At 71.0% G+C, this 22,563-nt stretch carries 13 protein-coding genes and 1 pseudogene; 6 read left to right on the top strand and 8 right to left on the bottom strand.

Annotated elements, in window-relative coordinates; all coding sequences use genetic code 11:
• Positions 1-12: 12 nt before the first annotated feature.
• Both N8I86_RS39445 and N8I86_RS28420 read left to right on the top strand, forming a co-directional pair.
• Positions 13-6,680: pseudogene (locus N8I86_RS39445) on the top strand (thioester reductase domain-containing protein).
• A gap of 94 nt (positions 6,681-6,774) precedes the next feature.
• Positions 6,775-7,521, top strand: a complete 747-nt coding sequence (locus N8I86_RS28420; protein ID WP_073897612.1) for a thioesterase II family protein — start codon at positions 6,775-6,777, stop codon at positions 7,519-7,521.
• Positions 7,522-7,888: 367 nt separating this feature from the next.
• Here N8I86_RS28420 and N8I86_RS28415 read toward each other — a convergent pair whose 3' ends face one another.
• Together N8I86_RS28415 and N8I86_RS28410 are read right to left on the bottom strand one after the other, a co-directional pair.
• Positions 7,889-9,574 (bottom strand): ribonuclease J, encoded by a 1,686-nt coding sequence (locus N8I86_RS28415; protein ID WP_263278998.1) that lies wholly within the window; start codon positions 9,572-9,574, stop codon positions 7,889-7,891.
• Between the two features lie 952 nt (positions 9,575-10,526).
• Complete coding sequence (locus N8I86_RS28410) at positions 10,527-10,865, bottom strand: MerR family transcriptional regulator (protein WP_184971319.1); 339 nt, start codon at positions 10,863-10,865, stop codon at positions 10,527-10,529.
• A 781-nt stretch (positions 10,866-11,646) separates the two neighbouring features.
• On the opposite strand from N8I86_RS28410, the gene N8I86_RS28405 reads away from it, so the two are divergent.
• Positions 11,647-12,006, top strand: coding sequence for a hypothetical protein (locus N8I86_RS28405; RefSeq protein ID WP_073897618.1), 360 nt, complete (start codon positions 11,647-11,649; stop codon positions 12,004-12,006).
• 259 nt (positions 12,007-12,265) lie between these two features.
• Here the strand turns inward: N8I86_RS28405 and N8I86_RS28400 are convergent, their stop codons facing one another.
• The 5 genes from N8I86_RS28400 to N8I86_RS28380 form a co-directional block, all read right to left on the bottom strand.
• Positions 12,266-12,727, bottom strand: a complete 462-nt coding sequence (locus N8I86_RS28400) for a CBS domain-containing protein (RefSeq protein ID WP_263278997.1) — start codon at positions 12,725-12,727, stop codon at positions 12,266-12,268.
• Positions 12,728-12,773: 46 nt separating this feature from the next.
• On the bottom strand, positions 12,774-14,270 hold the full coding sequence (locus N8I86_RS28395) for a DEAD/DEAH box helicase (protein ID WP_073897620.1): 1,497 nt from the start codon (positions 14,268-14,270) through the stop codon (positions 12,774-12,776).
• Positions 14,271-14,629: 359 nt separating this feature from the next.
• Positions 14,630-14,833 (bottom strand): cold-shock protein, encoded by a 204-nt coding sequence (locus N8I86_RS28390; protein WP_055531870.1) that lies wholly within the window; start codon positions 14,831-14,833, stop codon positions 14,630-14,632.
• A gap of 619 nt (positions 14,834-15,452) precedes the next feature.
• Entirely contained in the window at positions 15,453-16,781 is a 1,329-nt protein-coding gene (locus N8I86_RS28385) for a class I SAM-dependent RNA methyltransferase (RefSeq protein WP_263278996.1), read from the bottom strand.
• 1,114 nt (positions 16,782-17,895) lie between these two features.
• Complete coding sequence (locus N8I86_RS28380) at positions 17,896-19,947, bottom strand: APC family permease (protein ID WP_263278995.1); 2,052 nt, start codon at positions 19,945-19,947, stop codon at positions 17,896-17,898.
• A gap of 161 nt (positions 19,948-20,108) precedes the next feature.
• Between N8I86_RS28380 and N8I86_RS28375 the strand changes: the two genes are divergently transcribed.
• The 3 genes from N8I86_RS28375 to N8I86_RS28365 all read left to right on the top strand — a co-directional run bounded on the left by N8I86_RS28375 (position 20,109) and on the right by N8I86_RS28365 (position 21,699).
• Positions 20,109-20,243, top strand: a complete 135-nt coding sequence (locus N8I86_RS28375) for a hypothetical protein (RefSeq protein ID WP_260149011.1) — start codon at positions 20,109-20,111, stop codon at positions 20,241-20,243.
• A gap of 113 nt (positions 20,244-20,356) precedes the next feature.
• On the top strand, positions 20,357-21,028 hold the full coding sequence (locus tag N8I86_RS28370; RefSeq protein ID WP_073897623.1) for a potassium channel family protein: 672 nt from the start codon (positions 20,357-20,359) through the stop codon (positions 21,026-21,028).
• Positions 21,028-21,699: a potassium channel family protein gene (locus tag N8I86_RS28365; RefSeq protein WP_073897624.1), complete on the top strand. Its 672-nt coding sequence runs from the start codon at positions 21,028-21,030 to the stop codon at positions 21,697-21,699. Before N8I86_RS28370 ends, N8I86_RS28365 begins: the two co-directional genes overlap by 1 nt.
• Positions 21,700-21,795: 96 nt before the next feature.
• Here N8I86_RS28365 and N8I86_RS28360 read toward each other — a convergent pair whose 3' ends face one another.
• Positions 21,796-22,563 (bottom strand): DUF3159 domain-containing protein, encoded by a 768-nt coding sequence (locus N8I86_RS28360; RefSeq protein ID WP_073897625.1) that lies wholly within the window; start codon positions 22,561-22,563, stop codon positions 21,796-21,798.

The following is a 22,563-nucleotide window of genomic DNA, read 5'->3' as shown; positions in this document are numbered from 1 at the left end:
AAACGAACCAGCATGGCTACCGAGTCCAACGACCGGGCCCGTCAGACACCCGCCGCCAAGGGACAGACCGCCGCCAAGGGACAGACCAACGAGGAGAAGCTGGTCGAGTACCTGAAGTGGGTGACCGCCGACCTGCACAAGGCCAAGCAGCGGATCACCGAGCTGGAGAGCGGTCGGACCGAGCCCGTCGCCGTCATCGGCATGGCGTGCCGCTACCCGGGCGGGGTGACCTCGCCCGACGAACTGTGGAGACTCGTCGCCGACGGGGTGGACGGCATCACCCCCTGGCCCACCGACCGGGGCTGGGACACCGAGGGCCTGTACCACCCGGAGCCCGGCCGGCCGGGCAAGTCCTACACCCGCGAGGGCGGATTCCTGGACGGGGCCGCCGATTTCGACGCGTCCTTCTTCGGCATCTCGCCGCGCGAGGCCCTGGGCATGGACCCGCAGCAGCGCGTCCTGCTGGAGACCGCCTGGGAGGCGCTGGAGAGCGCCGGACTCGACCCGGCCGCCCTCAGGGGCAGCCGGACCGGTGTGTACGCCGGTCTCGTCGAGCAGAGCTACCTCGACCGCGAGGGCCCCGAGGAGCTCGAGGGCTATCTCATGACGAGCAAGCTCTCCAGCGTGGCCTCCGGACGGATCGCCTACACCTTCGGCCTGGAGGGCCCGGCCGTCTCCGTGGACACGGCGTGCTCCTCCTCCCTCGTGGCCCTGCACATGGCCGTGCAGTCGCTGCGCTCGGGCGAGTCCACGCTCGCCCTCGCGGGAGGTGTCACCGTCTCCGGCTCCCCGAGCGGCTTCGTGGACTTCTCCCGGCAGCGCGGTCTGTCCGCCGACGGCCGCTGCAAGTCCTTCTCCGACGACGCCGACGGCACCGGCTGGTCCGAGGGCGTCGGGATGCTCGTGGTCGAAAAGCTCTCCGACGCCCGGAAGAACGGCCACCGGGTGCTGGCCGTGATCCGTGGCACGGCGGTCAACCAGGACGGCGCCAGCAACGGGCTGACCGCACCCAACGGCCCCTCCCAGGAACGCGTCATCCGCCAGGCCCTGGCCAACGCCGGCTTGACCACGAACGACGTCGACGCGGTGGAGGCGCACGGCACCGGCACCCGCCTCGGCGACCCCATCGAGGCCCACGCGCTGCTCGCCACCTACGGTCAGGGGCGGCCCGCCGGACGCCCCCTGTACCTGGGCTCGCTCAAGTCGAACATCGGTCACTCGGTCGCCGCGGCCGGCGTCGGCGGTGTGATCAAGATGATCGAGGCGATGCGGCACGGGGTGCTGCCGCGCACCCTGCACGTGCGGAAGCCGTCCAGCCATGTGGACTGGGAGGCCGGCGCGGTGGAGCTGCTGACCGAGGCGCGCGACTGGCCCGACACCGACGGCCGCCCGCGTCGCGCGGGCGTCTCCGCCTTCGGCGTGAGCGGCACCAACGCCCATGTCATCGTCGAGCAGGCACCCGTCGAGGACGTCCCGGAAGCCGACCGGGCCGAGGCGGCCGCCCTGCCGGTCGTCCCCTGGGTGTTGTCGGGTAGGAGTGTGCAGGCGCTGCGTGACCAGGCAGCACGACTGGCCTCGCACCTGGAGACCCGTCTCGGACTCTCCGCGCACGACGTCGCCCTCTCCCTGGCCACGGAACGAGCCACCTTCGACCACCGCGCGGTCGTCACCGGCACCACCCGCGACGAACTCCTCACCAACCTGCACGCCCTGGCACAGGGCGACAGCCCCCAGCAGATCCAGGCCGCCCGCCCCGGCAAGACCGCCTTCCTGTTCACCGGCCAAGGCGCCCAACGCCTCGGCATGGGCCAAGACCTCTACAACACGTTCCCCGTGTTCGCGGCCGCCTTCGACGAGATCACCACCGCCCTCGACGCACACCTGCCACGCCCCCTACGCGACGTCATCACCAGCGGAGAAGGCCTGGACAACACCGAATACACCCAACCCGCCCTCTTCGCCGTCGAAGTCGCCCTCTACCGCCTCCTGCACTCCTGGGGCATCACCCCCGACTACCTCGCCGGGCACTCCATCGGCGAACTCGCCGCCGCCCACACCGCAGGCGTCTTCACCCTCCACGACGCAGCACGCCTCGTCACCACACGCGGACGACTCATGCAAGCCGCCCGCCACGACGGCGCCATGGCCGCCATCCAGGCAAGCGAGGAAGAGGTCACCGCCGCCCTCCTCCCCCACGGCCAGGAACGCGTCGCCATCGCCGCGCTCAACAGCCCCCACAACACCGTGATCTCCGGCGACCAGGACACCGTCACCGCCCTCACCGAAGCCTGGCAGGCCAAGGGCACCAAGGTCAGACACCTGACCGTCTCCCACGCCTTCCACTCCCCCACATGGACAGCATCCTCGACGAATTCCACCAAACCGCCGCCACCATCACCTACCACCAACCCCACACCCCCCTCGTCTCCACCCTCACCGGACGCCTCGCCACCACCGAAGAACTCACCAACCCCCACTACTGGACCAACCAGATCCGCCACACCGTCAGATTCACCGACGCCCTCACCACCCTCCACCAAGCCGGAACCCACACCTACCTCGAAATCGGCCCCGACGCCGTCCTCACCACCCTCACCCACGACACCCTCCACACCCACGACCACACCACCGCACTCCCCCTCCTCCGCCGCAACCACGACGAGACACGGACCACCGTCCAGGCCGTCGGTGCCCTGCACACGCGCGGTGTCCGGGTGGACTGGCCGGCCTTCTTCGCGGGCACCGGCGCCCGGCGCGTCGCATCGCCCCTGCCCACCTACGCCTTCCAGCACGAGCGCTACTGGATCAAACCCGTCGCCGGTGTCTCGGATGCCGCCGGACTCGGTCTCGGCCCGGGCGGGCACCCGGTCTTCGGTGCCCGGGTGGAGCACGCGGACGGCCGGGGTGCGCTGTTCACCGGCCGCCTCTCGGCGCGCAGCCACCCGTGGCTGACCCGGTTCCCGTCGGTCGGAGCGGCCTGCCTGCCACCTGAGGCGCTGGTGGACGCCCTCGTGCGCGCCGGTGACGAACTGGGCACGGGCGCCGTGGAGTCACTGGTACTGGACATGCCGCCGGCGCTGCCCGAGGACGGCCGGCTCCAGCTCCAACTGTCCGTAGGGGAACCGGACACGGACCTGACACGGGCCTTCACCCTGCACGCGCGGCCGGACGGTGGCGACCTGCCGTGGTCGGTGGTCGGACGGGGACGGCTGGGTCACGGCGTCTCCGGAGCGCCGTCCGGCCCGGCCGCGTGGCCGCCGCCCGAGGCCGCCGCGCTCGCCCTGACGGACACGGACACCGCGCGGGGCATCACCGCCGCCTGGCGGCTCGGCGACGAGGTGTGCGCCGACGTCGTCCTCGACGAGGCGCTGCACGGCGAGGTCGCCGACTTCGGTCTCCACCCGGCCCTGCTGCGCTCGGCCCTGTCCGCCGCCGCGCTGACCGGCCTCCGCCCGGAAGGGAACGACGCGACGCTCGCCGTCGAGTGGAGCGGCTTCCATCTGTACGCGACCGGCGCCACCGCCCTGCGCGTGCATCTCGTCCCGACGGGCGAGCACACGGTCGCCCTGCGCCTCGCCGACCTCTCCGGCCGGCCCGTGGCCTTCGCCCGGTCCGTCACCAGCCGTGCCGTGGACGCCGGCCGGGTACGCGACGTCCTGGCCCGGGACGCCGACGCCGTCTTCCACGTGGCCTGGCGGGCCACCCCGCTGCCCACGCCCGCGGCCACCCCGGCCCTCACCCTGGTCACCGAGGAGTTCGACGGTCTTTCGGCCGCCCCCGTCGGTGCGGGAGCCGACCGCCTCACCCTGGCCGAGGCCGCAGGGCGGGCCGCACGCGGCGACGCCGACGCGGTGGTGGTGCTCAGGCCGGCCGTGGACCCCGGCGGCGCGGACGTCGTGGCCGCCGTTCACAGCCGTACCCGTGTCGCACTCGACCTGGTCCAGCGGTGGCTGGCCGACGAGCGGCCCGGCGCCGTACCGCTGGTCGTGGTGACCCGGGGCGGGGTGGCTACCGGGGAGGAGACCTTCCTCGACCCGGCCGGGTCGGCCTGCTGGGGTCTGCTGCGCTCGGCGCAGTCGGAGTCCCCGAACCGGATCGTCCTCGTGGACGTCGACACCGACGACTTGGACGCCCTCGCGGGCCCCCTGTCCGCGGTCGTCGCCTCGGGTGCCGCCCAGGCGGCGATCCGCGACGGCCGCGTCCTGCTGCCGAGCGTGCTCCGCGCCCCCCGTCCCGAGAACGACGCGAACGCTCGCCGTCCCGAGAACGACGGCGACGCTCACCGCTCCGGGAACGGCGACAGGGCCCCTCGTCCTGAGGGCGGCGTCGCCCCCGGTGCCGACGTCGAGGGCACCAGCCCCTGGAACCCCGAGGGCACGGTCCTGATCACCGGTGGCACCGGCAGCCTCGGCGCCCTGTTCGCCCGCCATCTGGCGCGCGAGCACGGAGTGCGGCATCTGCTCCTGGTCAGCCGCCGTGGTCCCGCCGCGCCGGGCGTCGAGGAGCTACGGGCGGAACTGGCCGCGCTGGGCGCCACGACGACCGTCGTCGCCGCCGACATCGCCGACCGCGCCGCCCTGGCCGCCGTTCTCGACGTGGTGCCCGCCGAGCACCCGCTGACGGGTGTCCTGCATCTGGCCGGTGTCATCGACGACGGCCTGGTCACCGACCTCACCCCGGAGCGGCTCGACGCCGTGCTCGCGCCCAAGGCCGACGCCGCCTGGCACCTGCACGAACTGACCGAGCGGCTGGACCTGTCCGCGTTCGTCATGTTCTCCTCCCTCGCGGGAGTCATCGGCGGCGCCGGCCAGGGCAACTACGCGGCGGCCAACGCGTTCCTGGACGGACTCGCCGCGCTGCGCGCCGGCCGGGGCCTGCCCGCCACCTCGGTGGCCTGGGGGCTGTGGGCCCAGGACTCCGGCATCACCGGCGACCTCGACGAGACCGACATCGCCCGTATCACCCGCGCCGGCTTCGGGATCATCTCCCCGGACCAGGGTCCGCGGCTGCTGGATCTGGCCATGGCTCAGCCCCGCGCCGCCACGGTCGTCACCCCGCTGGATCTCGCCGCGATGCGGGAGCGCCCCGCGCAGGTGCCGCCGCTGCTCGCCGCCCTCGCGCGCAGGCCGGTGCGGCCCGTCGCCCACAACTCCGAGCGTGCGGCGGGGGATCTGGCGCGGCGTCTGGCCGGGGTCGGCGAACGCGAGCAGCTCGCCCTCGTGCTGGACGTGGTGCTCGCCGCCGCTGCGGCGGTCCTCGGCCACGGTGACACGTCGTCCCTCGCCGTCGAACAGGCCTTCACCGGGCTCGGATTCGACTCGCTCACCGCGGTGGAACTGCGGAACCGGCTCGCCGCGGAGCTGGACCTGCGGCTGCCCGGCACACTGGTCTTCGACCACCCCACCCCAAAGGCCCTGGCGGAGTTCCTGCGGTCCGCCCTGGTGGACACCGCGGACGGCGACCCGGGCACGGCCGTACACCCGGTGGAGGACTACGCCGCGGAAATCCGCCTGGACGAGGCGATCCGGCCCGCGGCGGAGGTCGTGCACCAGGTCGACGATCCGGCGGACATCTTCCTGACCGGCGCCACCGGCTTCCTCGGCGCGTTCCTGCTGCGCGACCTGTCGCGCGCCACCCGGGGCACCCTGCACTGCCTGGTCCGCGCGGCCGACGCGGCCGACGGCCTGCGGCGGCTGCGCGAGAACCTGCGGTACTACCGCGTCTGGGACGAGGTGGACCCCGCGAGGATCAAGGTGGTCGTCGGGGACCTCGCCGAGCCCCGGTTCGGCCTGAGCGAGGAGGAGTTCGACGAACTCGCGCGCACGGTCGACGTCGTCTACCACGGCGGCGCCCAGGTGCACTGGCTGCACCCGTTCACCACGCTGAAGGCGGCCAATGTGCGGGGCACACAGGAGGTCCTGCGGCTCGCGGCACGGCACCGCACCGTTCCCGTCCACCACGTGTCCACCATCGGGGTCTTCGCGGGCGAGCGCGCGGAGGGCGGTCCGCTGCGGGTGGACGACCCCACCGGGCCCGCCGAGGCACTGCCCAGCGGCTACCTGCGCAGCAAGTGGGTGGCCGAGCAGGTCATCGAGATCGCCCGCGACCGGGGGCTGCCGGTCTCCGTCTACCGTGTGGACGTCGTGTCGGGCGACCAGGTCAACGGCGCCTGCCAGACACGCGACTTCGTCTGGCTGAGCCTGCGGGGGCTGGTCCAGGCGGGCGCCGTCCCGACGGGCCTGGACGCCGAAGTGCCGCTCACGCCGGTGGACTACGTCAGCTCGTCGGTGGTCGCCCTGTCGCTGTCGGACCGGGCCCGGCCGGGCACCTTCCACCTCTACAACCAGAGCCACATGACGTTCGCCGAGTTCGTCGGCGAACTGCGGGCCGCGGGCCACTCCCTGCGGGAGCTGGACTGGGACTCCTGGAGCGCCCTGGTGAGGTCGGACCCCGACAACGTGATGCTTCCGCTGCTGGAGGCGTTCGAGATGCTGGCGAAGGGCGACGGAACCTTCTACCCGCCGGTCGACACGAGCGTGGCCGAACAGGCCCTGCGGGAGACCGGGGTCGAGTGCCCGAAGATGACGGTCGACCTGTTCCGGCGGTACGTCGCCTTCTTCACGGAGGCCGGATTCTTCCCGCGGGTGGACGCGGGCGCGCACCCCGCCACCCGACCCTGATCCACCTCTCTCAGTCATTCGCGACGACAAGCGGCCGCCGCGCCCCGGCTCACACAGCGGGCCGGGGCGCGGCGGCCGCTGGATGGGAACCGACATGTCCGTACTTCAGAGCCGCTGGCTGCGGCGTTTCGGGAGCGCCGAGGGCGGCGAGCTCCAGCTCGTCTGCTTCCCGCACGCGGGCGGCGCGGCCAGCGCCTACGTGGGCCTGAGCCGGGCCCTCGCACCCGACATCGACGTGGTGTCCGTCCAGTACCCGGGGCGTCAGGACCGTCGCTTGGAGCCGGCGCTGACCTCCCTGCCCCACCTGGCGCGTGCCGTCGCCGAGGAACTGGCCCGCGCGCCACGACGCCCGTACGCGTTCTTCGGCCACAGCATGGGCGCGGTCGTGGCCTACGAAACGGCCCGGGTCCTGGCCGAGTTCGACCTGGCCGCCCCGCGGCATCTGATCCTGTCCGGGCGCGGCGCCCCGAGCCCGGAGCCACGCGCCGGCGACCGCCTGGCCGGCGACGCGGCCCTGATCAGCGAGATCCGCCGCCTGGGCGGGACGGGCAGCCGGGTCCTGGACGACCCGGAGCTGATGGAGATGGTGCTGCCCACCCTCCGCGCCGACTACGGGGCCCTCGGGCTCTACCGCTGGGAGCCGGGGCCGCCCCTCGACATACCGCTGACGGCGATGGTCGGTACCGCCGACCCGATCGTCACGGTCGACGACGTCCACGGCTGGCTGGCCCACTCCACCCGCCCGGGAGAGCTCCTCACCTTCCCGGGCGGCCACTTCTACCTCGACACCCAGCTCCCGACGGTGGCGGCGGCGCTGCGCACCCTCCTCACCCCGGCGTGAGTCGTCGGGCGCCCGGCCGTACTCCTCAGGCGCCCTTGCCCACCGGCTCCAGGATCGCCACGCACTCCACGTGGTGCGTCACCGGAAACACGTCACCAGGGGTGTGGACGGGAGAATCTGCAGGTCACACGGTCAAATGAGCGTCATGACTGACGGACTTTCTCTCTTCCTCCTGCCGGTACACCGGGCTGTCGTTTCTGATCCCCGTGGCCGTCATGTTGCTGCTTGGGCGGCAGGTCAGCTGCGGGATACGCGGCGCAGCGCTCCCGCCACCGGGCCGGTGATGAGGTCGGACATCGGAAAACGACTCCCGGGTTTCACCTCGTGCACATCGGCGTCCGACCCCGGACGCCCTCCGGTGTGTGGCTCAGGCGTCGATGATGACGGGGATGATGAGGGGCTTGCGGCGGTAGGTGCGGAACGCCCAGTTCGCCACGGCGCGGGCGAGGAGCTGTTCGAGTTGGCGCGCGTCCCCGACGCCTTCCTCGGCCGCGGTGGCCAGGGTCTTCTCGATGACGGGGACGACCGGCTCGAACGTGGCGTCGTCGTGGACGAAGCCCCGGGCCAGGAAGTCGGGGGCCTCGGCGAGGGCGCCGGTGTCCGCGTCGACGATCGCCACCACCGTGACCACGCCTTCGGCGGCGAGGGTGAGGCGGTCCTTGAGGGACGCTTCGGTGGCGCCGCCGACTTCCATGCCGTCCACGTAGACGTTGCCGGCGGGGACCTTGCCGGTGATGGACGCGCGCCCGTTCACCAGGTCGACGACGACGCCGTCCTCGGCCATGACGACCCGGTCGGGGTCGACACCGGTACGGATGGCGAGGTCGGCGTTGGCCCGCAGGTGGCGCCATTCGCCGTGCACGGGCATGACGTTGCGGGGCTTGACGATGTTGTAGCAGTAGACGAGTTCGCCGGCGCTGGCGTGCCCGGAGACGTGCACCTTGGCGTTGCCCTTGTGGACCACATGGGCGCCCCACCGGGTGAGTCCGTTGATCACCCGGTAGATGGCGTTCTCGTTACCGGGGATGAGCGAGCTGGCGAGCAGGACGGTGTCGCCCTTGCCGATGCGGATCAGGTGGTCGCGGGTGGCCATCCGGGACAGCGCGGCCATCGGTTCGCCCTGGGAGCCGGTGCACACCAGCGTGATCTTGTGGTCCGGGAGCTTCTCCAGCTCCTTCGTGCTCACGACCAGACCGGAGGGGACCTTCAGATAGCCCAGGTCACGTGCGATGCCCATGTTGCGGACCATCGACCGGCCGACGAAGGCGACCTTGCGGCCGTGCTGGTGGGCGGCGTCCAGGACCTGCTGGATGCGGTGCACGTGGCTGGCGAAGCTGGAGACGATGACCCGGCGCGGCGCGGTGCGCATCACCTGCTCGATCGCCGGGTTCAGCTCACGCTCGGACGTGGTGAAGCCGGGCACCTCGGCGTTGGTGGAATCGGTGAGGAACAGGTCCACGCCCTCCTCGCCGAGGCGGGCGAAGGCGCGCAGATCGGTGATGCGGTCGTCCAGAGGGAACTGGTCCATCTTGAAGTCGCCGGTGTGCAGCACCATCCCGGCCCGGGTGCGGATCGCGACCGCGAGGCTGTCGGGGATGGAGTGGTTGACCGCCACGAATTCGCAGTCGAAGGGCCCGAAGCCACGCCGGTCGCCCTCCCGCACGCGCACCGTGCGCGGCCGGATGCCGTGTTCCTTGAGCTTGGCCTCCAGGAACGCCAGGGTCAGCTTGGAGCCGACGACGGGAATGTCGGACCGCTCGCGCAGCAGGTACGGCACGCCGCCGATGTGGTCCTCGTGACCGTGGGTGAGGACGACGGCCACGATGTCGTCGAGCCGGTCCCGGATCGAGGTGAAGTCCGGCAGGATCACGTCCACGCCGGGCTGGGTCTCCTCGGGGAACAGTACGCCGCAGTCGACGATGAGCAGCTTGCCCGCGTGCTCGAAGACGGTCATGTTGCGGCCGATCTCGCCGAGGCCCCCCAGGGCGATGACCCGCAGCCCTCCTTCGGGAAGGGGCGGGGCGGCTTTCAGCTCGGGGTGCGGATGACTCATACCCTGACGGTACCCGGAGAACGAGACAGGTTGATCCATTACCTGTGCGATCTCTTCCTTCCGACAGGGTCGGGGCACCACAACGGGTATCCGGGGACGCTCCGATGACGCCGACGGCCGGACAGGGAGGGGTCAAGGCGGTACCGCCTTCGGTGGGTCAGCCGTGCGCCCGGTGGTACCGGTGAAGATCTCGTGCCCCTTGTCGTGGTGGCCGGCCTCCGCGGCCTCCTGGTGTGCTCCGCCGCTGGGCCACTCGGTGTACAGCAGTGCCCGAGTGCCGTCGGCGCTGTGCCGCAAGCGCGCCCAATCTTGCCCCGGGTGCCCGCCGTCCCTCGACCGGGCCGCGATCACGGCGTCCGTGTAGGCGCGCTGCCACTCGACTCCATGACGTCCAAGGCCGCGGTGAACAGGCAGCCGGGCGTGTGAGTCTCGTCGGCTACGGCGGGATCGAGGTACCGGCGGCATCGAGACGGCCCCGCGAGGGCGGCTGTCAAGCCTCTGCCCCGCAGGTTCGGGTCGTAGGCGGCGTCACCGGCTCCCTGTGCGCAGGGCAACACAGTGTCACCTTCGGTGGTCGGTGCTCAGGAACCAGGACAGTGCGGCGAGCCCGTGGCCTTGACCGTGGCGGCCTTCACCGCGCACCACATCGCCATCGCCCTCGCCGTCTACCGACCACAACAGCACGCGCATTCACTGCTGCGGCACGGTGCTCTCGCCGCACCAGCGGCCGGATCAACGACTGGGGCCGTGTCAGGGGATGCCTGGAGGGGAGGCGGCGGCGCCCGGGTTGGGAGCGTGCCGGCCGCCTCACCCTTTCGTGGCGGCGCCGCGGCCGGGGCCGGAGGTGAGCGACTGCTGGTGAAGCCCTTCGGACACGAGCACCATCTCTGCGCGCTGCAGCTCGGCCACGCGCGGGTGTGACAGCCCGCCGATACCGGCGGGCCCGCTCACCTCAGGCTGCGGCCGATGGACTGGACGATCCGCCGGTGCGCCGGTATTCGGCGTTGATGCGCTGGGCTTCCTCGAGCTGGTCCTCGAGGATGATGATCCGGCATGCGGCCTCGATCGGGGTGCCCTGGTCGACGAGCTCACGCGCGCGGGCCGCGATGCGAAGTTGGTAGCGGGAGTAGCGGCGGTGTCCGCCCTCGGAGCGCAGTGGTGTGATCAGTCGCGCTTCGCCGATGGCGCGGAGAAAGCCTGGAGTGGTACCGAGCAACTCGGCAGCCCGGCCCATCGTGAAGGCGGGGTAGTCGTCGTCGTCAAGACGACTTAGCGACTCGTCTGCTGTCATCTCACCTCTCTGTGGAACGCGTGGAGGGGCCTTGGTGCCATGTGGCACCAAGGCCCCGAAGGAAATGCAACACCATCTGCCGACCCTAGTGCTGCGTCGGCCTTCTGTTTCCGCCCAGCCGCCTGATACTCCGACGGGGGTGCGGGGATCGCGAATGCGTGACCGGAGACCACCTACCTATCGATGTCCTGCGGTACCCGGGCTCGTGTCTCCCGCCCGGGCGATCCTGATGGTGCTCGACTCCTCCGTTCTTCCCTCGGAACCAATCACTTGCAAACAGGGACTGCACACTGCTGGTACTGCAACCGCGTCAACCGCGGTCCTGCTCACGGCGGCCCCTCGTCACTTCAGGCCACCCGGTCCGGTCGTCAGTCCCGTCGCCGTCGTACAACAACCTGGCTTCGAAACTCCACCACCGCACCGTCATACGCGGACTGCTGCCCGGCAGTTCGTGTCTGCCGGGCCTTGCTCGATCTTGGCTACGAGAGAAACCATAATCACGAAGCCATCGAATGTCTACTCCAGCCAGCATAGATTTTCTGCGGCTCGACGAGGAGGTCTTCCGCTGTGCGGATCTGCGCATACTGGGGCCGTCCGCAGCGCAGGTCCCGGCACGGCGCGTCGACCGCGATTCTCGGCCCCCTCCGGCGAGCACGGTGGCTCGGGTGGGTTGGCGGGCGGGGCACAGGGCGCCCCGGAAGGGAAGCCGTATGCGCCCGTCTCGCTCGGTTGCGCCACCGTCCAAGCCGCCCGGGCGGGCCGGTGCATAGAATCCGATCCCATGCCGAAACCTGACGAGCTGCTCCTTGCGACAGCCGCCCTCGTGGAGTCCGGGCAGAGCAATCAGATGTCCCTGACCGTGGTCACCAGTGGTGCTGTCGTCACCGGTCGGCTGGCTCCGGAAGCCATCTGGAGGCAGCGGGTGTCCGAGGTGCTGACGGACTCCGCCGACCTGGGCGAGTTCTCCGCCGTCTTCGACGCCCCCGCGAAGAGGGACGGACCGCCCACGCATCTGCATTTCCACGTCGCCCGGATCCTGCAGGGTACGGTGGGGATCCCGGAGACAGGCGGGATGTACCGCGTCGCGATCGAGGACATCAGTGCCTGGACCGTGGGCGACTTCAGCTACTCCGACCACTGACCGACGGCACACAGTGAGGCCCCACCGGCGCGCTTCCGTTCCAGTGGTCGTCGCAACACCCCGGTTCAAGGGGTGCGATGGACTTCGAGTCCCGGAGGATCAGCGGCCTCAGGGGCCCAGGAGGTCGGACCGTGAGCGGGAGGACGCAAAACGCTCGACCGGGAGACCCCAGCCGAGCGCCTGCACAATCTGCTCGCGGCCTGATCAACTCACCGCGGTGTTGCTACGACCCCTGGAATTCGCCAACGCCGGTGGGGCCTCACTGCTCTGTTCGGCTCACACCTTCGCCGGTGCCGAAATCGCGGCGGTCCTGGCGGGTGATGCGACAGAGGGCGACGACGCCCAGAGCGTTGCCGTGTCCGTCGACCACGGGCGGGGTGCCGAGCCGGCGGCAGCGCATCGCACGCTCGGCTTCGGCCCTCGTGGCCGGCGGCGAGGCGAAGGGCCCGATGACGTCGGCGATGTCACGCAGGCGGATCCGGTCCGTGTACGCGGAACCGTCACGAACGGCCGTGAGCCGGTCCCGGGTGACCAGGCCGGTGCCCACACCGTCCTCGTCGCAGACGACCAGATGACCTGTACGGGCGGCGGCCATCACGGACAGTGCCACCTCCACGGTCATGTCCTCCCAGACCTGCGGTCCGGCCGCGTCCGCAGGATCGGCCGCCGTCTGCCGGGCGTTGGTACGTGTTGAGCGGAACTGCGTCTGGTCCAGCGTCAAAGGGTGCCTCCTGCGAAGTTGGGCCGGTTTCCTGATCACCAAGGCTCTATGCCGCCGCACCGCCGGTGGACTGCCGTACGGCCGCGCGACGGGCCGCCGAGAGGGGGCGGCGTCGGCCGCGTGAGGTGGCGCCGCGCTTCTTGGGGCGCTCGACCACCGGTGCGGTGATGACGACCGGGATGCCGGAGGGGGCCTGGGCGCCGGTGATGCGGTGCAGGGCCTCTTCGCCGACGCGGACCTGGGTGGTCTGCGGGACGATGCCGGCCGCTGCCATGAGGCGGGTCATGCTGCGGCGCTGGTTGGGGGTGACCAGAGTGACGACGCTGCCGGACTCTCCTGCGCGGGCGGTGCGGCCGCCGCGGTGGAGGTAGTCCTTGTGGTCGGTCGGCGGGTCGACATTGACGACGAGGTCGAGGTTGTCGACGTGGATGCCGCGCGCCGCGACGTTGGTCGCCACCAGCACGTTGACGTGTCCGGTCTTGAACTGTGCCAACGTGCGGGTGCGCTGTGGCTGTGACTTCCCGCCGTGCAGGGCGGCGGCCCGTACCCCGCTGTTCAGGAGGTGCTCGGTGAGGCCGTCGACGGCGTGCTTGGTGTCGAGGAACATGATCACGCGGCCGTCGCGTGCGGCGATCTGGGTGGTTGCCGTGTGCTTGTCCGCGCCGTGAACGTGGAGCACGTGGTGCTCCATCGTCGTGACCGCGCCGGCCGAGGGGTCGACGGAGTGCACGACGGGGTCGCTGAGGTAGCGGCGCACGAGCAGGTCGACGTTACGGTCCAGAGTGGCGGAGAACAGCATGCGCTGGCCTTCAGGGCGGACCTGGTCGAGAAGGGCGGTGACCTGCGGCATGAAGCCCATGTCGGCCATCTGGTCGGCCTCGTCGAGGACGGTGATGGAGACCTGGTCCAGCCGGCAGTCGCCGCGGTCGATGACGTCTTTGAGGCGTCCCGGTGTGGCGACGACGACCTCGGCGCCACCGCGCAGCGCGCTCACCTGCCGGCCGATCGGCATTCCGCCCACCACCGTGGCCAGCCGCAGCCGCACGGAGCGGGCGTACGGGGCGAGCGCGTCGGTGACCTGCTGCGCCAGCTCACGCGTGGGTACGAGGATCAGCCCCAGCGGCTGCCTGGCCTCAGCGCGCTGCCCGGCCGTACGGGCCAGCAACGCCAGCCCGAAAGCGAGGGTCTTGCCGGAGCCGGTGCGGCCACGGCCCAGTACGTCGCGGCCGGCGAGGGAATTCGGCAGGGTCGCGGCCTGGATCGGGAAGGGTACGGTCACGCCTTGCGAGCTGAGCGCGCCCAGCAGCGCCCCGGGCATGTCGAGATCGGCGAAGCCCTCCACGGCGGGGAGCGCGGGAGTGATCGTCCTGGGCAGCGCGAACTCCCCCTGGACCGCGGCGGGCCGGCGGCCGTAACCACCGGAACGGCTCGACCCGGCGGAGCGGCTCCTGGCCGACGAACCGAATCGGCTGCCACCCCTTCCGGATTCGGCACTGCCGTTACGGGTGCGGGTGAACCGGTCGTTCGTGCGTGTGCGGTTCATGCGGAACCTTCCTCGATGCGGCACATATCAAGGAATTCCCGCAGCGATCAGCAGCACAGAGAATTGCAAGAATGGACCGGTGAAATACGAAAGCGAATCTGGCCGACGAAAAATCCGTACGGACACAGGGCGCTGGAATGAGCGGCGCGAAGCGGACGCGATGTTCGGGAGTCCACCGCGATGAAGCCGTGAAGGGATGCGCAGGGATGCGTGCACCCCTGAAGGATGCTCCGTAAGCGGTGCGCCTGCGGGTTTCCTGGTGGGCGTCCGCAGGCGAAACCACTGCGGGAAAATGCGCGTAGCTGGGGCCCGCACCCCGAAGGACGCGGGCCCCAGCTACGAGTACGCGACAGTCAGCGTCAGGCGAGAACGATGTTCTCGGCCGTCGGGCCCTTCTGGCCCTGGGCGATGTCGAAGGTCACCTTCTGGCCCTCCAGCAGCTCGCGGAAGCCCTGGGCGGCAATGTTCGAGTAGTGGGCGAACACGTCAGGGCCGCCACCGTCCTGCTCGATGAAGCCGAAGCCCTTTTCCGCGTTGAACCACTTCACGGTACCAGCAGCCATGTCATTTCTCCTTTGGGGCAGTGCATCGGGATCCGCACTGCGCGGACCCCGTGTCGCCGCGATGATCACCCCGCCCGGAAAAAGAACCGGATAACAAAAGCGCCTCCGGTGGCACAGATACCGACCGGAGGGCACTTGAAGTTTTGGGAACCACAACTGCAACTGACATCGACAGTAGCACGCTGCAGCGGCCTGTGCACGGTGAAGAATCCCCCTGCACTTAATGCGATAGAGAATCTGTCTGCCTGTTCCGTTGAAATCTCAGCTCGCGGGCACAGATATTGACCCAGCCGAAGCGTAAGGTTTCGGGAATCATTGGATCCTGGGGCGGGACCGGACCTGGGCTCGCAAACCGAGGGGCTGAAGGTCGGTGAGCGCGTGGTGACCGCTGCGATCCCGGCTGTACCCGGGCCCCCTGTAGCAGGCACCTGGCACGTCCATGGATTCCGGCTCGACCGCTGGTTCGGCAACGCCTCGCCGGAGGACGCGCTGCACGCGCCAGCCCAGGTGCGCGGTCTCGTCGCCGATGAGGTGCTGAGCATCCCCCAGGCTCGAAGCCTTCGCAGAAGCCGTCGCGCTACCCGAAGCACCCGCACACGGCACCAAAGAAAGCCGCAGTTCAGAGGCCCTTTTCAGCAGGCTCCAAAATCGCCACGCACTCCACGTGGTGCGTCATCGGGAACAGGTCGAACGCCCGGAGCATCCGCACCTGGTAGCCGCCGTCGCGGAAGTACCCGAGGTCCCGGGCCAGCGCGGCGGGGTCGCAGGCGACGTACGCGATGCGGCGGGCGCCCAGGGAGGCGAGGTGGGCGACCGTGTTGCGGCCGGCGCCGGCGCGGGGCGGGTCCAGGACGATCAGGTCGACCTCCGTGATGCCGGTGCGCGGCAGCACGGACTCGACCTTGCCCTGCTCGATGCGGACGCGGGGGAAGTCGGCCAGGTTGTGCCGCGCGTCCTCCACCGCCCGCTTGCCGGACTCGATGCCGAGGACCGCGCCCTTCTCGCCGAGCCGGTCGGCGAGGGCGCCGGCGAAGAGGCCCACGCCGCAGTAGAGGTCGAGGGCCATCTCGCCCTTGCGCGGCAGCAGGCCCTGCATGACGGCCTTGACCAGGGTGTCGGCCGCCTTCGGGTGGACCTGCCAGAAGCCGCCGCTGCCGACGCGGTAGGTGTGGTCGTCGGCGCGCTCGCGGACGAACGCGCGGCCGTGGACGCGGTGGATGCCGCCGTCCTTCTCGTCGACGCGCATCACGGAGACGGGCCGGTCGAGCTCGACGAGCGGCAGCCGCGCGCCGGGCTTCGGCTCCAGGATCACCATGCGGTCCTGGGAACCGGTCGCGGCGATCGCCTCGACGGAGGCCATGCCGGCCCAGTCCCGGTCCTCGATGCCGAGTTCGCTGACGCCGGCCGCGGCGATCATGCAGTGGTCGATCGGCTCGACCTCGTGCGAGCGGTGGCGGCGCAGTCCGGCGTTGCCGTCGGCGTCCACCGCGTACTGCACGCGCGTGCGCCACTGCGGGACCTGGCCGGCGGGCAGCTTGTCGCCCTCGGCGGGCACCACCGTGCCGTCCCAGCCTGCCTCCTCGGGCGTGAGGCCCGCGAGCCGCTTGAGCTGCTCGGCGATCACCTCGCCCTTGAGGCGGCGCTGCGCTCCCGGCTTGGCGTGCTGCCAGTCGCAGCCGCCGCAGCGACCGGGGCCGGCGAAGGGGCAGGGAGCCTCGATGCGGTCCTTGGACGCCTCCAGGATCTCCACCGCGTCGGCGCGCAGGAAGCGCGCGCCCTCCTCGCCCTCGGTCACCCGGGCCACCACCCGCTCGCCGGGCAGCGCGTGCCGGACGAACAGCACCTGGCCCTCGGAGGTACGGGCGATGCAGTGGCCGCCGTGGGCGACGGGGCCGATCTCGACCTCGTACTCCTCGCCCACCAGAGACTTCGTAGGTTCTGCCTGCATGGCGGGGTGACTCCAGACGGAAGAGAGATCGAGGACGGCGACGGTACGGCCGCACACAGCTGGGCCGGACACAGCCCACCAGTCTACGGCCTCCCCCCGGCACCTCCGCCCCACCGACCGCCGGCGCCACGGGCAGGCCACACCGGAAGCCTCCGGCGCATGGGGCACACCCACTCCCGCCACCGCACCCCGGCACTCCAGGGCCAAGCCCCGCCAGCGAAGAACGCCCGCGCCCGGCCTCACCACCGGCAGACCGCCGACACCCCCAAGGGGACGTTCCGGAAGCCTCCGGCGCGTGGGGCACACCCACTCCCGCGACCGCACCCCGGCCTCCAGGGCCGAGCCCCGCCAGCGAAGAACGCCCGCGCCCGGCCTCACCACCGGCAGACCGCCGACACCCCCAAGGGGACGTTCCGGAAGCCTCCGGCGCGTGGGGCACACCCACTCCCGCGACCGCACCCCGGCCTCCAGGGCCGAGCCCCGCCAGCGAAGAACGCCCGCGCCCGGCCTCACCACCGGCCGACCGCCGACACCCCCAGGTAGGCCGCACCGGAAGCCTCCGGCGCATGGGGCACACCCACTCCCGCGACCACACCCCGGCCTCCAGGGCCGAGCCCCGCCAGCGAAGAACACCCGCGCCGCCCGGCCTCACCACCGGCCGACCGACGACACCCCCAGGGGGACGTTCCGGAAGCCTCCGGCGCCACCGTCGTCTCCGCGACCGCCCCCGGACCTCACAGCTCCGCGGCCGGGGCCGGCCCGCGACGAACCCTGCGGCCCGCCTCGACCGCCGGCGCCGGGCGCCGCCGCACACCTCACGCCCGGGTCTCGGCCCCCGAGTGCCCGATGGAGAAGCCCCGGATATCCGGCTGCGAAGCCCGCGGGTGCCCGACAGCAAACGCCCCGGGTGCGGACAGCGAACACCTCGGGTGCCCGACAGTAAACGCGCCAGGTGCCCGGCTGCGAAGCCGCCCGGTGCCGGGTGCGAAGGACGCACGAGCCCGGTCTCAGCCGCACATCCGGCCGCCGGACATCACCGTCGGGCCGGCGCCTCGGCGCCCCAGGAACCCGGGGCGCCGAGAAGCGCGCGCTCGGCCGCCCGGGACCCCGCGCCTCACTCCTTCGGCGCGGAGGACTCCTTCGGGCGTTCGGTCGCGGGGCCGCGCCGGACCGCGCCCGGGGCGTTCCATTCCTGGCGCTTGCGGGCCCGCTGCTTGGCCGCCTCGGAGGACTGCAGCTGGTAGGGCACCGAGGTCACCATGACGCCCGGTGTGAACAGCAGGCGGCCCTTCAGGCGCAGGGCGCTCTGGTTGTGCAGCAGGTGCTCGTACCAGTGACCGACCACGTACTCCGGGATGATCACCGAGACGGCGTCGCGCGGGGACTCCTTGCGCAGGCCCTTGACGTACTCGATCACCGGGCGGGTGACCTCCCGGTACGGCGAGTCGAGGACCTTCAGCGGTACGTCGATGCCGCGCCGTTCCCACTCGTCGCGCAGGGCCTTGGTCTCGGCCGCGTCGACGTTGACCGTCAGCGCCTCCAGGGTGTCCGAGCGCATCAGCTTGGCGTAGGCCAGGGCGCGGAGCGTCGGGCGGTGGATCTTGGAGATCAGGACCACGGAGTGGACCCGGGACGGGCGGACCATGTCGTCGGCGGGGCCCTCGGGGGCCGCGATCTCCTCGGCGACGCGGTCGTAGTGCTTCCGGATCGCGGTCATGGTCGCGTAGAAGATGCACATGCCCAGCAGGGCGACCCACGCGCCGTGCGTGAACTTCGTGACCAGGACCACGACCAGGACCAGGCCGGTGAAGAAGGCACCGAAGGCGTTGATCGCGCGGGAGCGGATCATGTGGCTGCGCTTGGAGGCGTCCTTCTCGACCGCGAGGTGGCGGTTCCAGTGCCGGACCATGCCGGTCTGGCTGAGCGTGAAGGACACGAACACGCCGACGATGTAGAGCTGGATCAGCCGGGTGGAGTCCGCGCCGTAGATGACCACGAGCAGGGCCGCCGCGCCGGCGAGCAGCACGATGCCGTTGGAGAAGGCCAGGCGGTCGCCGCGGGTGTGCAGCTGGCGCGGCAGGTAGCGGTCCTGGGCGAGGATCGAGCCGAGCAGCGGGAAGCCGTTGTAGGCCGTGTTGGCCGCGAGGAACAGCACCAGGGCGGTGGCGGCGGCCAGCAGGACGAACAGGAAGCTGCCCTTGCCGAAGACCGCCTCGGCGACCTGGGAGATCACCGGGTTCTGCACGTAGCCGGAGCCGACGGGGCTGCCGTTGTGGATCAGGTCGGTGGCCGGGTGCTCGGCCATGCGGACGTTCGTCGCCATGGCGAGGGCGATGATGCCGCAGAACATGGTGACGGCCAGCAGGCCCATCATCGCGAGCGTGGTCGCCGCGTTCTTCGACTTGGGCTTGCGGAAGGCCGGGACGCCGTTGGAGATGGCCTCCACGCCCGTCAGGGCGGCACAGCCGGAGGAGAAGGCGCGCAGGAGCAGGAAGACGAGCGCGAAGCCCGCGAGGCCCTGGTGCTCGGCCTTGATGTGGTAGTCGGCGGTCGGCGCGGACATGGTGTCGCCGAGGACCAGGCCGCGGAACGCACCCCACGCGATCATGATGAAGACGCCGCCGACGAACACGAACGTCGGGATCGCGAAGAGTTTGCCGGACTCCTTCACGCCGCGCAGGTTCATCAGCGTCAGCAGCACGATCACGGCGGTCGCGCAGAGCACCTTGTGCTCGACCACGAACGGGATCGCGGAGCCGAGGTTCTCGATGCCGGAGGCGATGGAGACGGCGACGGTGAGGACGTAGTCCACGAGCAGGGCGCTGGCGACGGTCAGGCCGGCCTTGGGCCCCAGGTTGGTGGTGGCGACCTCGTAGTCGCCGCCGCCGCTCGGGTACGCATGGACGTTCTGCCGGTAGGAGGCGACGACCGTGAACATCAGCACGACGACCGCGACGGCGATCCAGGGGCTGAAGTGGTACGCCGACACGCCCGCGATGGACAGGACCAGCAGGACCTCCCCCGGCGCGTAGGCGACGGAGGACAGCGGGTCGGAGGCGAACACGGGCAGTGCGATGCGCTTCGGCAGGAGCGTCTCGCCCAGCCGGTCACTGCGCAGTGCGCGCCCGATCAGAATCCGTTTGGGCACGTCGGTCAGTTTGGACACGAGAGAGGATCGTAAGCCTTCGAACAGGCTGCCGCCCAGTCGCCGTCCCGTATCTGCCCCACGAGTGAACTCAAGCATCACAGGAACTGCGGATTCCGCGGTCGGGCCGCCTTCCGTGCCTAGATGGCAAACCCCGCCTGTCACCGCACTTCGGAGGTTCCATGCCCGCGACTGCTGAGCTGATCGGCGCCACGGTCGCCCTCGTCGGCCTCGGAATCCTGACCCTGTGCAGCGTGCGCAGCATCACTCGACGGAAGGCCCAGCCGCTGATCACCGAGGGTGATCGACGCCGGTGACCGGGGACGCCCGCGCAGCGGGGCGCCCGGCCGCAACCGCCCGTGTACAGCTTTGGGCGCCGGTCTGAGACCCTGATGGCGAGCAGCAACTTTTGGACACCGGAAGGACGGTCGTGCACATCGTCATCATGGGCTGCGGAAGAGTGGGTTCCGCTCTTGCCCAGACCCTGGAGCAACAGGGACACACGGTCGCAGTGATCGACCAGGACCCCACCGCCTTCCGCCGGCTCGGCCCCGGTTTCGGGGGCCGCCGGGTCACCGGGGTCGGCTTCGACCAGGACACCCTGCGCGAGGCGGGCATCGAGGAGGCCGGCGCCTTCGCCGCCGTCTCCAGCGGTGACAACTCCAACATCATCTCCGCCCGCGTGGCCCGCGAGATGTTCGGTGTGGAGAACGTGGCCGCCCGCATCTACGACCCGCGCCGTGCCGAGGTCTACCAGCGCCTGGGCATCCCGACCGTGGCCACGGTCCGCTGGACGGCCGACCAGATGCTGCGCCGGCTGCTCCCCTCGGGTGCCGAGCCGCTGTGGCGCGACCCCACCGGCGGGGTGCAGCTCGCCGAGGTGCACGCCTCCGCGAAGTGGGTCGGTCACAAGATCAGCAAGATGCAGGACGAGACCGGTGTGCGGGTGGCGTTCCTGACCCGCCTCGGTGAGGCGATCCTGCCGACCTCGCAGACGGTGCTGCAGGAGGGCGACCTCGTGCACGTGATGATGCGGTCGGACGACGTCGAGAAGGTCGAGGCGGCGTTCGCCGAGGGCCCGGAAGAGGAGGGCGGTCACTGATGAGGGTCGCCATTGCCGGAGCCGGCGCCGTCGGCCGCTCGATCGCGGGCGAGCTGCTGGAGAACGGCCACGAGGTCCTGCTGATCGACAAGGCCCCGACCGCCATCTCGGTGGAGCGGGTGCCGCAGGCGGAGTGGCTGCTGGCCGACGCCTGCGAGATCACCTCCCTGGACGAGGCGGCGCTGCAGCGCTGCAACGTCGTCATCGCCGCGACCGGCGACGACAAGGTCAACCTGGTCGTCTCCCTGCTCGCGAAGACGGAGTACGGCGTCCCGCGCGTCGTGGCCCGGGTGAACAACCCCAAGAACGAGTGGCTGTTCAACGAGGCCTGGGGCGTCGACGTGGCCGTCTCCACCCCGCGCCTGATGTCCGCCCTGGTCGAGGAGGCGGTGAGCGTCGGCGACCTGGTCCGGCTGCTGCGCTTCAGCCACGGCGACGCCAACCTGGTCGAACTGACGCTGCCCGAGGAGTCGGCCCTGGCCGGCACCCAGGTCGGCGACGTCGAGTGGCCGCAGGACACCTCCCTGGTCACGATCATCCGCGGCACCCGCGTCCTGACCCCGTCCAAGGAGGACTCCCTGGAGCCGGGCGACGAGCTGCTCTTCGTGGCCGCGCAGGCCCGGGAGGAGCAGCTGGAGGAGCTGCTGTCGGTGCGCCGGGAAGGCGCCTGACACCGCGGCGGCGTTACGACGCCGAAGGGCGCCCCGGAGGACCCGGGGCGCCCTTCGGCGTGGTGGACGTGCTCAGCCGTGGCGGCGGGGACGTGCCTAGCCGTCCCGGCGGTGCCGTCCGGCGGTGGTCTCGCCGCCCTCGGCGGCGAGCGCGGCCTTGCGCTCCTCCTCGGCCTTCTCCTCCGCCTCCATCTCCGCGAACACGTCGATGGGCGCGGGCGCCTTGGCGAGGAAGACCCAGGTGAGCCAGACCGCCAGCAGGAACGGCGGGATCTTCAGGGCGACCAGGACCCAGCCGAGCTTGGTGGTGTCGGACCACCAGTACAGCGGGAAGAGGATCGCGCACTTGGCGAGCAGGATCAGGCCCCAGGCCCAACTGGCCTTGGTGTAGGCCTTCTTGCGGCCCGGATTGCGCGTGCGCCAGGAGAGGTTCTCCTTGAAGACCGGGCCGAGGATCAGACCGATCAGGGGCACCCCGGCGAGGGCCGTGACGATGTACGCCAGCGCCAGGCCCAGCGTGTAGAGCATGCCGGGCAGGTAGAAGTCCTTGGCGTTGCCCGTGAACATCGCGAACACGACGCCGAAGGCCACGCCGAACACCCCGCTGAAGGCGTGCTTGACGGTGTCCTTCATGGCCAGCCGGACCACGACCAGGATCAGGGAGACGGCCAGGGCGGCGATCGCCGCGAGGTGCAGGTTCTTGTCGATGGTGAAGATCGCGACGAAGAGCAGGCCCGGCAGGACCGTCTCGACCATGCCGCGGACCCCGCCGAACGCCTCGAACAGCGCGGCCTCGGTCACCGCGCGGGCATCGGCCGGCGGGCTCTGGCCGGTGTCTTCGGTCGGCTTGTCGAGGGACGTCAC

The sequence above is a fragment of the Streptomyces albidicamelliae genome, from assembly GCF_025642175.1.
Taxonomy (GTDB): domain Bacteria; phylum Actinomycetota; class Actinomycetes; order Streptomycetales; family Streptomycetaceae; genus Streptomyces; species Streptomyces albidocamelliae.
This window is presented reverse-complemented; position numbering and strand designations above follow the sequence as displayed.

What these genes read in the sequence shown, in the direction of transcription:
- N8I86_RS28390 (WP_055531870.1), bottom strand. Translation starts at nt 14,833, where the DNA reads ATGGCTGCTGGTACCGTGAAGTGGTTCAACGCGGAAAAGGGCTTCGGC.
- N8I86_RS28375 (WP_260149011.1), top strand. Translation starts at nt 20,109, where the DNA reads ATGCCCGCGACTGCTGAGCTGATCGGCGCCACGGTCGCCCTCGTCGGC.
- N8I86_RS28405 (WP_073897618.1), top strand. Translation starts at nt 11,647, where the DNA reads ATGCCGAAACCTGACGAGCTGCTCCTTGCGACAGCCGCCCTCGTGGAG.
- N8I86_RS28395 (WP_073897620.1), bottom strand. Translation starts at nt 14,270, where the DNA reads ATGAACCGCACACGCACGAACGACCGGTTCACCCGCACCCGTAACGGC.
- N8I86_RS28415 (WP_263278998.1), bottom strand. Translation starts at nt 9,574, where the DNA reads ATGAGTCATCCGCACCCCGAGCTGAAAGCCGCCCCGCCCCTTCCCGAA.
- N8I86_RS28420 (WP_073897612.1), top strand. Translation starts at nt 6,775, where the DNA reads ATGTCCGTACTTCAGAGCCGCTGGCTGCGGCGTTTCGGGAGCGCCGAG.
- N8I86_RS28365 (WP_073897624.1), top strand. Translation starts at nt 21,028, where the DNA reads ATGAGGGTCGCCATTGCCGGAGCCGGCGCCGTCGGCCGCTCGATCGCG.
- N8I86_RS28385 (WP_263278996.1), bottom strand. Translation starts at nt 16,781, where the DNA reads ATGCAGGCAGAACCTACGAAGTCTCTGGTGGGCGAGGAGTACGAGGTC.
- N8I86_RS28410 (WP_184971319.1), bottom strand. Translation starts at nt 10,865, where the DNA reads ATGACAGCAGACGAGTCGCTAAGTCGTCTTGACGACGACGACTACCCC.